Source organism: Staphylococcus sp. CoH_129_LAB_1 (assembly GCF_058191515.1).
Genome location: NZ_JBXWKZ010000009.1, coordinates 49,489 through 64,423 on the forward strand (window position 1 = coordinate 49,489; position 14,935 = coordinate 64,423).

The window sequence follows — 14,935 nt, forward strand, 5'->3', positions numbered from 1 at the left end:
TTAATACGTATTACCTTTAACTTTTCTACCGTGGATAATTAAATAAAGGATTGTACATAAAGCGGCTACAATAGCCATAGTGATATAAACTTGTGTATAAGTGATTGAACCTGTAAATAATCCAAGCAACGATGGACCAAAACCAATACCAATATCTAACCCAATAAAGTAGGTTGAAGTTGCAATTCCATATTTGCTTGAAGGTGAAACTTTAATTGCAATAGCTTGCATTGATGAAGAGAGATTTCCATAGCCAATACCTAAGAACACACCAGCAAGTAATAATACCCACCCATTATAGCTGAATACTAATAAAACAAAGGTGATAATTAAGGCAAGAAATGCCGGATAAACAACAACGTTTTCATTTTTTGCATCAATCATTCTTCCAGCGATAGGTCGAGTGATTAATGAAGCTACCGCATAGAAAATAAAGAAATAACTAGATGCTTCTAACAAATGACGTTGCTCAGCAAAAGATTTTAAGAATGTTAGGATAGATGCATAGTTTAATCCGATAATCATCATAACAATTGCTACTGGTACAGCTTCTTTAGCAATAAAGTTATGAATGCTGAAACCAGAGGCTTGTGCTACTTTTTTATCAAGGTCATTTTTACTAGGATTAAAGTCAATTTTAATAAAGATTGAAACAATTAAACTTGCAATACCTAGTATGAGACAGATAAGAAATAGTAAATTAATTGAGAACGATTTCATTAATAAAATTCCAAAGAAAGGACCAATGGCTGACCCAAGAACAAGACTTAGTGAAAATAAGCTAATCCCTTCACTTTTGCGTTCTACAGGGGTAACATGTGCAGCAATTGTGCCCGTTGCTGTAGTAGCGACAGCTGTGGCAATTCCATTTATGAGTCGTACAAACATCAAGATAGTTATCGATCCAGAAATAAAATAAAGTAATTGGGTAATGATTAAAAAGATTAAACCAGCAATTAAAATCTTTTTAGGACCAAAACGATTGACATATTTTCCAGTTCCAAAGCGCCCTATTAATGATCCAATAATAAATAGTCCTACAACAAGTCCAGATAAACTGTCAGATACGTGATAGTAAGTTTTAGAATAGTCAGCGATGATAACTAATAATAAGTACATACATAAATAAACAAAGAAGTTAATAATAAAATTGATTGTAAAACTCTTAGTGAAAATAGGCTGTTTAGTAGTACTAGTCTGATTCATGAGTATCCTCCTTCGATAATGTGTAATGCAATTTATTCATAATTGCTATGACATGATCCAAATCATCATTAGTAATATTAGATTGATGAATTAAATCGTCTTGAATAGGTGTAATACAAGCATTAATCTCCTCAAATAACTGTTGGCCTTTTTCAGATAAACTTAATAATTTTTCACGTTTGTCGGTACCAGGAGTAGTAATAAGTAAGTCTTTTTCAGACAATACTTTAATGATTTTACGTGTAGTCGGTTTTTCAATAAAGCGACGTTTAGAGATTTGAACTAAGGTCGTTTGATGATGAGTAGCAATATCTCTAAGCACTAACCATTGTCCTGTATGTAACTCAAATTGATCTAAAATAGGTTGAGTACGTTTGATATAAGGACGATAAATGCCAATAAAACTATTAAAGAATTCATTTGTGAGCATTTTAAATTTTCTCCTTTAATGATAGTTAGCAAAGCTAACTAATTGTTGGCGAAGAATATTGTACGACGATTTTATGTATTTTTCAATACTAAATATAAGTTATAGAGTAAAGTATAGTAAAATTTGTTAAAATACAATTAAGCTTGAATTTATAAAGGGGATATTGATAAATGAAGTTGAAATTTGATCATATGATTCATTACATCGATCAATTAAAAGGTTTTAAATATCCAGGTGAGTTATTAAAAATTCATTCTGGAGGTAAGCATCACCAATATGGTACTTTCAATCGTCTATCTTATATAAATGGAAATTACATCGAACTTTTAGGTGTTGAAGATGTTGAAAAGTTAAAGAAGGAAGCTAAAACTGAAGAAGGGAGAGTAGCTTTTGCCACTAAAGTCGTTCACGATGATTTTAAGCAAGGATTCAAAACAATGGCGTTCAGAACTGAAAATATTGAGAATGTACGACAAATATTAAATGAACGTAATATAGATACGATTGGCCCTATAAATATGGAAAGGGAAGATAAGAAGGGGGAAAAGATAAAATGGAAGTTACTTTATATTGCTGATCCAGACTACATGGTAAAGCCTCCTTTTTTTATTGAGTGGAATAAAAATGAAGTAGATTATATGCAAAATTTAGATTCATTTTTTCAAAAACAATTTAAGATTGATAAAATTATTATAGATAGTTCTAAACGTTCTAAAACATTAGCTAAGTGGCAAAGTTGGTTTAATATGGAAGTTATAGAAGACAATGAAAAATATACTGATTTAAAATTAGAGGGGGATACTATCGTTTATCGAATTCAAGATGAGACTCACTCTGGATACAATACTATTGTTTTTAAAGATAACGAAACTACGACTCCTTATTCATTAATTATTAAAGGAGCCAAGTATCGTTTCGAACCCAATGAATTTACTAATTAAATAAATAAGTGTAAGTACTATGAGCGATAAAGGCAATATGAATAAAAACTAGTGTTAGAGAGATTAAACTTAGTATTAAAGAAACACGAGTTGTTTTTAATAGTATGAATAAAATAGTAAGTACAAGTGATAAAGCAACAAACATTACTCTCAAACTGAAATAATCTATAGTTAAAGGATGACTTGTTGTATAAATAATTGCAATAGCATTGCATACAATAAATATAAATAAAATAATATTTCTCAACTTAAAAACCTCTTTAACGAAGAATAGTAGTATTTTTTTATTCATTTAGTATAACAAAAAGAATAGCTTTTGGAAGAAAATTCAACTTCTGTTATGAGTTTGTCGACACTCTCAAATCTACAATGTATAATAATAATTAATGCAAAGATAAAGGAGTTTTATATAGCATGGAAAAGATGAATATCACAAATCAGGAACATGACGAATTTGTAAAAACTCATCCGAATGGTGATTTATTGCAACTGACAAATTGGGCAGAGACAAAGCGCTTAACTGGATGGTATTCAAAACGTGTGGCAGTAGGTGAAAATGGTGAAATTAAAGGTGTAGGACAGTTGTTATTTAAAAAAATACCGAAATTACCATTTACATTATGCTATGTATCACGCGGGTTCGTAGCCGATTACAATGATAGAGATGTACTGAGAGCACTTTTAAATGAAACCAAGAAAATTGCTAAAGAAGAAAAAGCATATGCAATTAAGATTGATCCAGATGTTGAAGTAGAGCATGGTACAGAAGCACTTAGAAATTTAAGGATGCTTGGATTTAAACATAAAGGATTTAAAGAGGGATTATCAAAAGACTATATCCAACCTCGTATGACAATGATTACGCCTATTGATAAAACCGATGATGAAATTATTCAAAGCTATGAACGCCGTAACCGTTCTAAAGTTAGATTAGCGCTTAAACGAGGTACTAAAGTTGAACGCTCAAATCGTGAGGGCCTTAAAACATTTGCTAAATTAATGAAAATTACGGGTGAACGTGATGGCTTTTTAACACGTGATATTAGCTATTTTGAGAATATTTACGACTCATTACATGGAGATGGTGATGCCGAATTATTCTTAGTGAAATTAGAGCCACAACAAGTGCTTGATGAAACTAATAAAGATCTTGAATCTCAAAAAGCAGAAAAAGCTAAATTAGAAGAGAAGTTAGAAGCACGTCCAAATGTTAAAAAAACAGCCAATAAATTAAATGATATAAAAAATAAGATTTCTAAGACAACTGAATTAAAAGAAGATTTAGAAAGATTGAATCAAAAACATCCAGAAGGCGTATATTTATCAGGCGCATTACTTATGTTTGCAGGTAAAAAATCATATTACTTATATGGCGCTTCTTCAAATGATTATCGTGATTTCTTACCGAACCATCATATGCAATATGAAATGATGAAATACGCAAGAGATCGTGGTGCAACAACGTATGACTTTGGTGGTACAGATAATAATCCATCAAAAGATTCTGAACACTATGGATTATGGGCTTTTAAACGTGTATGGGGCACTTATTTAAGTGAAAAAATTGGTGAGTTTGATTATGTCTTAAATCAACCGTTATATCAATTAATCGAACAAGTTAAACCAAGACTTACAAAAGCCAAAATTAAACTCTCTCGCAAATTAAAACGTAAATAATTAATTTACAGTATTGTATATACAGTATTTAATCTGAACGATTCTATAAAGAAACGTTCAGATTTTTTTACCAATATTAATAACTTATTATAGGAGAAGTGACTAAATGATAAAAAAAATGCTTCAGTTTTCATTAGGTAATAAGTTTGCTATTTTCTTAATGATTCTTTTAGTCATTATAGGTGGCATATATTCAAGCGCTAAACTTAAATTAGAACTATTACCTGATGTTGAAAATCCAATTATTTCTGTCCAAACGACAATGCCAGGGGCTACACCTCAAACGACACAAGATGAAATTAGCTCGAAAATTGATAAACAAGTGAGATCACTTGCTTACGTAAAAAGAGTAGAAACACAATCAATACCTAATGCTTCAATCGTGAAAGTTGAATATAACAATGGAACTGACATGGATAAAGCTGAAGAAGTACTGAAAAAGGAAATAGATAAAATCGATTTTAAAGATGGAGTAAGTGAACCAGAATTAATACGTAATTCTATCGATGCCTTTCCTATCGTAGCTTACTCATTTACAAATAAAAGTAATGACTTAAGAACTACTACAAAGGAAATTAATGAACAATTAATACCTAAACTTCAAACTGTTGATGGTGTTCAAAGCGCACAATTGAATGGACAAACTACACGTCAAGTTACTTTAAAATTTAAACAAAAAGAATTAGATAAAGTAAGGTTATCTGCGGATGATGTTGAAAATTACATTAAGACAGCGACTAGAGAAACACCACTCGGTTTATTTCAATTTGGAAATAATGAAAAATCTCTCGTTGTGGATGGTCAATTTAAATCAGTCAGTGCATTAAAAGATTTAAAGATTCCTCTTTCTATAGCAGGTCAAGGACAATCAAGTGATTCTAACGATAATAGTATTAGCAGTACTGGCCAAGAGGGCAGTCAATCATCTAGTTCAAGTCAATCGCAAGCGAATAGCTCTTTAAAAGGAACAAATGGTCAAATGCCAAGCGTGCCACTTAAAGATTTAGCTAAAATCACTGTGGGCGATGAACGAGATTCTATTTCAAAAACGAATGGTAAAGATGCAGTCAACGTACAAGTGATGAAAGCACAAGATGCAAATACAGTTCAAGTTGCTAGAGCAACACAAAAGAAAATAGATGAATTTGTTAAGAATAATAGTGATATGAAAGCCACTAAAACAATGGATACAGCTAAACCAATTGAAGATTCATTATATACGATGGTTGAAAAAGCGGCCTTAGGTACAATTGTCGCAATTATTGTTATTTTATTATTCTTAAGAAATATTAAGACAACAGCAATATCTATCGTTTCAATTCCGTTATCTATTTTGATTGCACTTATTGCACTAAAATTAAGTAATGTATCACTTAATATTTTGACTTTAGGGGCGTTGACTATTGCAATTGGTCGTGTCATAGATGATTCTATCGTTGTTGTCGAAAACATTTATCGTCGGTTATCAGATCCAGCTGAACAATTAAAAGGAAACAATTTAGTTATTAGTGCAACTAGAGAAGTATTTAAACCAATTTTATCTTCTACGATTGTTACAATTATAGTTTTCTTACCGCTGGCTTTTGTTTCTGGTTCAGTAGGTGAGATGTTTCGACCATTTGCGTTAGCGATTACATTCAGTCTACTGGCTTCGCTCCTTGTTTCTATTACTGTCGTGCCAGCTCTTGCTTCTACGTTCTTTAAAAATGGAATTAAATTAAAAAGTAACGTTAATGAAAAAAATAAATTAGGCGGTATTAGTAAGGGGTATAAACGAATACTTGGTTGGTCGCTTAATCATAAATGGATTGTTCTTATTCTTAGCGTTATTATATTAATTGCAAGCATAGGACTTGGTGCAGCTAAATTAGGAACAAGTTATATTTCTACAGGTGAGGATAAATTCTTAGCGTTAACTTATACACCTAAACCGGGGGAAACTGAAGAAGCAGTACTTAAGCATGCTGAAAAAGCTCAAAAATATCTTCAAAGTAAAGATAAAGTCAAAACAGTTCAATTTTCTGTAGGTGGGCCTTCTCCAGCAGACCCAACGGGAAGTACAAATAGCATGGCTATTATGGTGGAATATGATTCGGATACACCTCATTTTGATGAGGAACCAGATAAAGTTATTACACATCTTTCTAAAATGAAAGATCCAGGTGAATGGAAAAACCAAGACTTAGGTACAGGAGCTGGGAACAATTCAGTAGAAGTAACTGTAAAAGGACCTTCTACTGATGCAATTAGAAGTACAGTAACTAAAGTTGAAAATAAAATGAAATCCATTAAAGGTGTAGCAGATGTCAATTCAGATTTATCACAAACCTATGATCAATATGAAATTAAAGTAGATCAAAATAAAGCTACGGATAAAGGTATTTCGGCTGCACAATTAGCATTGAATTTAAATGAAAACTTACCAGAAAAAACAATTACAACGGTTAAAGAAAATGGCAATAATATAGATGTAAAAGTAAAACAGAATAAACAAACTGATTGGTCTCAAAATAAATTAGAAAACATCGATTTACATGCACCAAGTGGAGAAACTATTAAATTAAAAGATATTGCACGTCTAAACAAAACGATAACACCGAGTAAACTTGTACAAGAAGACGGCGATTATACTACAACGATTTCAGGTAAAATTACCGCTTCTGATGTAGGTGGCACTTCTGGTAAAGTGATGCGTGAAATCAATAAAATTAATAAACCTAATAATGTTAAATTTAATGTTGGTGGTGCAACAGATGATATTAATACAGCAATGAATCAACTCGCTTTTGCAATGCTTATTGCTATTGTTATTGTATATCTTGTGTTGGTAATCACTTTCAAAGGCGGTTTAGCGCCGTTTACAATTTTATTCTCCTTACCATTTACAGCAATTGGTATAGTATTGGCATTATTGATTACGAGAGAAACCATTTCAGTACCAAGTTTGATTGGTATGTTGATGTTAATTGGTATTGTCGTTACAAATGCAATTGTATTAATTGATAGAGTGATTTCAAATGAACATCAGGGTATGTCGATGAAAGAAGCTTTAATTGAAGCGGGGGGAACTCGGATTAGACCTATTTTGATGACTGCGGTTGCAACAATTGGTGCATTATTACCATTATTATTTGGTCAAAATAGTTCAATTCTAATTTCTAAAGGAATGGCTGCAACAGTTATAGGTGGATTAGTATCATCCACACTACTAACGTTAATCGTAGTTCCTGTTATTTATGAAATACTCTTTACTTTAAAAAACAAAATCACACGTAAATAAAAATATTTAAAATAAGTCAAAAAAGCAATTGAGACGTAAACAAATACGTTCAATTGCTTTTTTATTAATACATAGTGAAAGTTAAAATAATATATATTATAAAAATAATTATAGATATAATATTTAAAATTGAAATACCTTTATGGTCGTTTTTAAGTGCTTTAAAGGCTGTAACTTCTATATTTCCTACAAGAAGAAGCAATACAACAAATACCCACCAATTTTCACTAGGAAATTGAATGGTAGTAATAGCTACTACAAATAGTAATAATATGCCCATAATAATACGTAAAATACGTACGAACATTGATTTCATTTTAAATATACTGATATAACTTACAATGAGATACAGTATGGGTAATAAAATTAAGTATATTTTCACTTGATGACATCCTTTCTATTACGACTAATATCATAGCATTCATGAGCTTTAATGCCTAGATATATTGAATAATTATTTCTGACGTAATTTTGAACGTATGTCTGAAATTTCTTTTTCAATTTCTTCTAATTGTTTTACTAAAGGATCAATCTGTTGATTTAGTGATTCTCTTTTCTCTAAATCGTTTTGTAAACGAATATAATCGTATTTAAGCTCAGCTAATTGTGATTCTAAATCCATGTCTAGTCGAACTCCTTATTTATTAATATGATTAGTAATGATTATAGCATGAAACAAGTAACTTCTAAAAATACAGTTAATTGTGTTAGAGTAATTAGTTGTAATGGAATATCAGGGAAGAAGGGATGAATTGTGACTGAGCAATTTGTAATCATTATTTTGTTAATTGCATTAGGTTACTTGCTTAAACGTATTAATTTTATTAAATCCGCAGATAGTCAAGTATTGTCTACGCTTGTATTGAATGTCACATTACCTTCTTTAGTTATTGTCAATTTAAATAGTGCGAATCTAGATTTATCATTTTCTATTTTACCAATTATGATGATCATCTATGGCGTATTAGCAAAAGTAATCATGATTGCATTATTTAGAAAATATGATAATCATATCAAAGGTTCAGTAGGTATGATGACAGCGTCATTAAACATTGGTTTATTTGCTTATCCACTTGTAGAAACAATTTGGCCTAAAAATGGTATGATTTATTTTGGTATGGCTGATATCGGTGGGGCAATTATTATGTTTGGAGTAACTTACTTTGTAGGTAGTTACTATAGTGAAGGTAGCGATCAATTTAATTTCAAATTTTTAGGAAAAAAGTTAATTTCTTCAGTACCACTCGTTACTTATATTGTGATGTTTATACTTAATATGGCTAATATACACTTACCAAAAGCGTCAATTGACTTTTTTACAATTATTTCTAAAGCGAACATGCCACTATCAATGATTTTGTTAGGAATTATGTTGAGCTTTAGAATTGAAAAGCAATTTTTACCTATTGCAGTGAAGTATTTAATTCTTCATTATGGACTCGGGTTTATTGCTGGTTTATTAGTGCACTTTTTCTTACCAACATCAGACGATATGATTAAAACAACATTATTAATTGCATGGTTACTTCCTGTAGGTGTAGCAATTATTCCATATTCAATTCAATTTAAATATAAAACATTGCCGTTAGTTGGCATGGTTACTAATATTTCTATTGTAATAAGTATTATTATTATATATATTTATCAAGCTATCTTTGTATAAAATTATATTTATACATGAAAAAAGCAAGCGATTTTTAATTATCGCTTGCTTTTTTATTATACAGTGTGACTATCCTTTTCCGCCCATAAATGCAGGATAGTTCATCATGCCACCATCAACATATAGTGTTGTTCCATGAACATAACTAGCTAAATCAGAGGCTAAGAATAATGCACCGTTTGCTACATCTTTTGCATCACCAATTTCTCTAGCTGGAATCATTTCTAATGTTTCAGCACGTGTTTTTGGATCAGAGAATTTTTCTTTTGTATGCTCAGTCACAACGGCACCTGGAGAGATATTATTAATACGAATACCATGTTGGGCATATTCCATTGACATTGTTTCCATCATTAACTTAAGACCGCCTTTACTTGCAGCATAGTTAACGTAATTTGGCCAAGGAATTGTATCATGCACGCTTGAAGTATTAATAATAATACCTTTCTTATCTTCTTTTAAAAATTGTTTTACCGCTTCACGTGAACCAATAAATGCACCTGTTAAGTTAATATCAAGGACTTTTTGCCATTCAGCCACAGACATTTCATGACTTGGAGTGGCTTTTTCAAAACCAGCATTATTAATCATGATATCAATTGTTCCAAATTCTTTAACAGCAGTTTCTACTAGTCGTTTCACATCTTCTTCGACTGAAACATCGGCTTGCACCGTAATTGAGTCACCGCCAGCTTTTTTGATTGTTTCTTGAAGAGCATCAAGTTCTTCCATATGACGTTCTGATCTATAATTTAAGACTACTTTCGCTTTTTCTTTACCAAAAACTTCTGCCATTGCTTTTCCTATGCCACTGCCAGAGCCAGTAATAACAACAACTTTATTTTCTAATTCAGAAAACATTGTATGACCTCCTCAATATACCTATTTTAAGTTTCCTAATATAATTGCTGCGATGATAATCAATGCAATACCTGACCAAATCCCAATCATTTGGCGTCGATCTTTTTTCTCACCTAATAAGAATATACCGCCAAGAGTAGAAACTATAACTAATAATTGTGATAATGAGAAACTTGTTGCTACACCAACTTTAGGTTGAGAATAGAACATAAATAAGTTACCTATTCCCCAAACAATCCCTGGAATAATATTAAGTGTGGTAGATTTAATATTTGTTTCATGTCTCATTGAAAGTAAGAAACCACCAATAGCCATACCAATTGATTGGAAGAATAAGGCATCAGTACCATTTACACCAAATATATTACCGATTACTACATAACCTACATAACCTAATGTACCTACCACTAGAATAACCATTGCTTTACTAAAGTTAGGATCTTTTGTAGAACGCGCATTTTTTCCTTTTAGTGATGTAAGGGCAATTCCTGTTACTAATAAAACCATTGCAATAAGACCTAAAGTAACTTGTAATCCAGTACTCCATTCACCTAAAAAGATAACGCTAAATAAAGTTGTACCTACTAATTGTAAACCAGTAGAAATAGGCATTGTTTTAGATACACCGATAAGGTTAACAGATTGTAATTGAGTTCCTTGACCGAATGCCCACATTGCACCAGAAATTAATCCTACAATGATGACAGTAGGGTTATCAAATTGTGCATGACCTGTAAGAAGTAAGATTAGACCAATAATCAATGTACCTAACGTTGTACCTCTAATTTGATTGTATGGACCTCCTCCTACAAATACATTGATTAATACGATACTCCCCCAAAATAATGCAGGTAATAAGGCGATTAATATGTTAATAATCTGCATTTATACTCACTCTCCTTTTCAAAAATAAGTGCTTTCCTTTCCATAACACTTGATGAATATTTTATATTATTTGTGAATGATATAAAATGCAATTGCTCATTTTTTCATAAAATATAAAAAACTAATATGATAAAAATGTATAGCCCAAGTATTTTAGTAAGCTTAATTTAAATATAGGGGTTTACTTTAAATTAATAAGATGAGATGGAAAGTAATACTATTGCTATACATGTTACAATATTAAACGTATGAAAATAAAATGTAAGAATGTGAAAGGAAATTTGAATGAAATCATTAATTCTAGCGGAAAAACCCTCAGTAGCGAGAGACATTGCAGAAGCACTAAACATTAAAGAAAAACGTAATGGATATATTGCAAATCAGCGCTATATAGTGACATGGGCTTTAGGTCATCTAGTAACAAATGCTCAACCAGAACATTATGACAAAACATATAAAGAATGGAAATTAGAAGATTTACCCATATTACCTAAGAAAATGCATACTGTGATTATAGGTAAGACAAGTAAACAATTTAAAATTGTAAAATCTTTAATATTAAATAAAGATGTGAAAGACATTATTATTGCTACAGATGCTGGGCGTGAAGGAGAGCTAGTAGCACGTCTCATCTTAGATAAAGTGAAAAATAAAAAGCCAATTAAACGTTTATGGATTAGTTCTGTAACTAAAAAAGCAATACAACAAGGCTTTAAACATTTAAAAGATGGACGTGAATATAATCATCTGTATCAAGCAGCTCTCGCCCGAAGTGAGGCAGACTGGATAGTTGGTATTAATGCTACTAGAGCGTTGACAACTAAATATGACGCTCAACTTTCATTAGGAAGAGTACAAACGCCAACCATTCAACTGGTTTATCATAGACAACAAGAAATTAATTATTTTAAACCTCAAAAGTATTACACACTTTCTTTAAATGTAAATGACGCTACATTTGATATTCAAACTAATAAACGATTTACTAATAAAGAAGAAATACAAAAGTTATCTGAAAAAATAGAAGGACAATCAGGCCGGATTGAAGATGTCTCAATTAAGCAAAAAAAAACATATGCTAGACCTTTATATAATTTAACTGATATACAACAAGAAGCTTACCAACGATATAAAATGGGACCAAAAGAAACTTTAAATACGTTACAGAGTCTTTATGAACGTCATAAATTATTAACGTATCCAAGAACAGATTCTAATTACCTGTCTAATGATATGACAGATACTATCCAAGAACGTCTAAAAGCCTTATTAGCGACTGATTATAAATCACATGCTCGCCAACTAATGACTAAATCATTTACTGCTAAGATGCATGTTTTTAATAATCAAAAAGTCTCAGACCATCATGCAATTATCCCAACTGAAATTAGGCCTAATCTTGATACGTTAACTAACAGAGAAACAAAGATATATTTAATGGTTGCACAACGATTTCTAGAAACATTAATGAATCCATATCTTTATGCAGCGACACAGGTTATTTTAAAAGTAGGAGAGTATCAATTTAAATATGCAAAAAATGTTACACGACAATTAGGATTTAAAGCACTTAATAGTAATGACAATACTTCTAATAAAGATATCACTTTTAGCAAAGGCGAAACTTATCATATACATCAAGTTAAAGTAAATGAACATGAAACAACACCACCTGAATATTTCAATGAAGGTAGTTTACTTAAGGCAATGGAAAACCCACAAAATTATATTCAACTGAAGGACAAAAAATATGCTAATACACTTCACAAAACTGGAGGAATTGGAACAGTAGCTACACGTGCAGATATTATTGAAAAACTATTCAATCTTAATGCAATAGAATCAAAAGACGGGAAATTGAAAGTGACGTCTAAAGGAAAACAAATATTAGAACTTTCTCCTAAAGCACTGACGTCTCCTTTAATGACTGCAGAATGGGAAGAAAAATTACTTTCTATTGAAAAAGGTAAATATAATGCCAAACAATTTATTAATGAAATGAAAGATTTTACTAAAGAAATTGTTGGACAAATCAAGCATAGTGACCAAAAGTATAAACATGATAATTTAACTTCTACTGAATGTCCTACTTGCGGTAAATTTATGATAAAAGTAAAAACTAAAAATGGCCAAATGCTAGTGTGTCAAGATCCTACATGTCATACTAAAAAAAATATCCAACGTAAAACAAATGCACGTTGTCCTAACTGTAAAAAGAAAATGACATTGTTTGGAAAAGGAAAAGAAGCGGTCTACCGATGTGTATGTGGACATACTGAAACACAAGCACAAATGGATCAGCGATTGAAAAATAAAAACAATGGGAAAGTCTCTAAGAAAGATATGAAAAAATATATGAATAGTCATGATGAATTGGATAATAATCCTTTTAAAGATGCATTAAAAAACTTAAAACTTTAACTAAAATCGAACTTATATTAAAAAAAATGGATAAAAGTTCGTTTTTAGTATTGTTTTTTTAAGTAATTAATATTAAACTATTAAAGTATTTTAAAAAAAGGAGATTAAAGCTGTGAAAAGATACTTCCAATTCGACGAGTATGGTACTAACTACAAAAAAGAAATCATCGGTGGTATCACAACTTTCTTATCAATGGCTTATATATTAGCCGTAAATCCGCAAGTCTTAAGTTTAGCAGGTGTTAAAGGCATATCTGGTGATATGAAGATGGATCAAGGTGCTATTTTCGTAGCGACAGCATTAGCAGCTTTCGTAGGATCTTTATTCATGGGACTTATTGCAAGATATCCAATAGCGCTTGCCCCTGGTATGGGTTTAAATGCGTTCTTTGCATTTACAGTTGTTTTAACAATGGGAATACCTTGGCAAATTGGTTTAACAGGTGTGCTATTTTCAGGTATATTCTTTGCAATATTAACAGCAACTGGATTGAGAGAAATTATTATAAATGCAATACCATATGAAATGAAAATGGCAGTCTCAGCTGGTATAGGGCTATTTATTACATTTGTAGGCTTACAAAGTGCAGGTATTATTGTGAAAAATGATTCAACTCTTGTAACATTAGGTCATTTAACTAAACCATCAGTGCTTTTAGCTATATTTGGTATTGCTATAACAATCATCCTTTATGCTATAAAGATTCCAGGTTCAATCTTTATTGGTATGATTGTTACTGCTATCGTAGGAATGATTACTGGTCAAATTCATACGCCATCAGGTATTGTAGGTGAAATTCCAAGTATCACACCTACATTTGGAGCTGCTTTTGAAGCATTTAAAGATCCAGGACAATTATTGACAATCCAATTTCTCATTGTTATCTTAACGTTCTTCTTTATTGATTTCTTTGATACTGCAGGTACTTTAGTAGCAGTAGCAACTCAAGCAGGTATAATGAAAGACAATAAATTACCAAGAGCTGGAAGAGCATTATTCGCAGATTCACTTGCTACAATTGTAGGTGCCATTTTTGGTACAACGACAACAACATCTTATATTGAATCTACTTCTGGTGTTGCAGTAGGAGCACGTACAGGTTTTGCAAGTATCATAACTGGTTTTTGTTTCTTATTAGCATTATTCTTTAGTCCGCTAATTGAAGTCGTTACAAGCGCAGTAACAACACCAGCATTAGTTGTAGTTGGTATTTTAATGGCGGCAAATTTTGCTGAAATTAATTGGAAAAAATTTGAAGTAGCAGTACCAGCATTTATTACAATAATTATGATGCCTTTGTCATATTCAATTGCTACAGGTATTGCATGTGGATTTATCTTCTATCCAATTACAATGTTAATTACTAAAAAGCATAAAGAAGTCCACCCAATCATGTATGGATTAATGATATTATTTATTTTATATTTTGTGTTTGTACATGGTTAGACAAAAAGAGAGTGGGATAGAATTCAAAATGAATTTTGTCCCACTCTCTTTCCTACGATTAGTCAAGCATTTACAAATAAAATAAGCATTACTTAACTAAACCGTTCAATTTTAATTTTTTGAA

The 14,935-nt window shown here is 31.3% G+C and carries 13 protein-coding genes; 6 read left to right on the top strand and 7 right to left on the bottom strand.

Features of this window, described 5'->3' with window-relative positions; genetic code table 11:
- Both AC2FB1_RS04455 and AC2FB1_RS04460 read right to left on the bottom strand, forming a co-directional pair.
- A complete protein-coding gene (locus tag AC2FB1_RS04455) occupies positions 1-1,206 on the bottom strand; it encodes an MFS transporter (RefSeq protein ID WP_490674089.1) in 1,206 nt (401 codons plus the stop codon).
- Positions 1,193-1,636, bottom strand: coding sequence for a MarR family winged helix-turn-helix transcriptional regulator (locus AC2FB1_RS04460; RefSeq protein ID WP_490674090.1), 444 nt, complete (start codon positions 1,634-1,636; stop codon positions 1,193-1,195). Before AC2FB1_RS04460 ends, AC2FB1_RS04455 begins: the two co-directional genes overlap by 14 nt.
- Positions 1,637-1,806: 170 nt before the next feature.
- Here AC2FB1_RS04460 and AC2FB1_RS04465 point away from each other — a divergent pair, with 170 nt between their 5' ends.
- Entirely contained in the window at positions 1,807-2,577 is a 771-nt protein-coding gene (locus tag AC2FB1_RS04465) for a VOC family protein (protein WP_490674091.1), read from the top strand.
- Here AC2FB1_RS04465 and AC2FB1_RS04470 read toward each other — a convergent pair.
- Complete coding sequence (locus tag AC2FB1_RS04470) at positions 2,570-2,869, bottom strand: hypothetical protein (RefSeq protein WP_490674092.1); 300 nt, start codon at positions 2,867-2,869, stop codon at positions 2,570-2,572. The two genes, AC2FB1_RS04465 and AC2FB1_RS04470, sit on opposite strands and share 8 nt — an antisense overlap.
- Before the next feature lie 122 nt (positions 2,870-2,991).
- Between AC2FB1_RS04470 and AC2FB1_RS04475 the strand changes: the two genes are divergently transcribed.
- Both AC2FB1_RS04475 and AC2FB1_RS04480 read left to right on the top strand, forming a co-directional pair.
- Positions 2,992-4,254, top strand: a complete 1,263-nt coding sequence (locus AC2FB1_RS04475; RefSeq protein WP_490674093.1) for a lipid II:glycine glycyltransferase FemX — start codon at positions 2,992-2,994, stop codon at positions 4,252-4,254.
- A 106-nt stretch (positions 4,255-4,360) separates the two neighbouring features.
- Entirely contained in the window at positions 4,361-7,534 is a 3,174-nt protein-coding gene (locus AC2FB1_RS04480; RefSeq protein ID WP_490674094.1) for an efflux RND transporter permease subunit, read from the top strand.
- Between the two features lie 64 nt (positions 7,535-7,598).
- Here the strand turns inward: AC2FB1_RS04480 and mspA are convergent, their stop codons facing one another.
- Positions 7,599-7,916: a membrane stabilizing protein MspA gene (mspA, locus tag AC2FB1_RS04485; protein ID WP_490674095.1), complete on the bottom strand. Its 318-nt coding sequence runs from the start codon at positions 7,914-7,916 to the stop codon at positions 7,599-7,601.
- A 72-nt stretch (positions 7,917-7,988) separates the two neighbouring features.
- Positions 7,989-8,156 carry an SE1832 family protein gene (locus AC2FB1_RS04490; RefSeq protein WP_490674096.1) on the bottom strand — a complete coding sequence of 56 codons (168 nt, stop codon included), beginning with the start codon at positions 8,154-8,156 and terminating at the stop codon, positions 7,989-7,991.
- 132 nt (positions 8,157-8,288) lie between these two features.
- On the opposite strand from AC2FB1_RS04490, the gene AC2FB1_RS04495 reads away from it, so the two are divergent.
- The gene (locus AC2FB1_RS04495; RefSeq protein WP_490674097.1) at positions 8,289-9,197 is read left to right on the top strand and encodes an AEC family transporter; all 909 of its coding nucleotides are present in this window, start codon (positions 8,289-8,291) and stop codon (positions 9,195-9,197) included.
- A gap of 69 nt (positions 9,198-9,266) precedes the next feature.
- Here the strand turns inward: AC2FB1_RS04495 and AC2FB1_RS04500 are convergent, their stop codons facing one another.
- A complete protein-coding gene (locus tag AC2FB1_RS04500; protein ID WP_490674098.1) occupies positions 9,267-10,058 on the bottom strand; it encodes a glucose 1-dehydrogenase in 792 nt (263 codons plus the stop codon).
- A 21-nt stretch (positions 10,059-10,079) separates the two neighbouring features.
- Positions 10,080-10,943, bottom strand: coding sequence for a GRP family sugar transporter (locus AC2FB1_RS04505; RefSeq protein ID WP_490674099.1), 864 nt, complete (start codon positions 10,941-10,943; stop codon positions 10,080-10,082).
- A gap of 285 nt (positions 10,944-11,228) precedes the next feature.
- On the opposite strand from AC2FB1_RS04505, the gene AC2FB1_RS04510 reads away from it, so the two are divergent.
- Together AC2FB1_RS04510 and AC2FB1_RS04515 are read left to right on the top strand one after the other, a co-directional pair.
- Positions 11,229-13,364: a DNA topoisomerase III gene (locus tag AC2FB1_RS04510; RefSeq protein ID WP_490674100.1), complete on the top strand. Its 2,136-nt coding sequence runs from the start codon at positions 11,229-11,231 to the stop codon at positions 13,362-13,364.
- A 112-nt stretch (positions 13,365-13,476) separates the two neighbouring features.
- Positions 13,477-14,811, top strand: a complete 1,335-nt coding sequence (locus AC2FB1_RS04515; protein WP_490674101.1) for an NCS2 family permease — start codon at positions 13,477-13,479, stop codon at positions 14,809-14,811.
- Positions 14,812-14,935 lie beyond the last annotated feature (124 nt).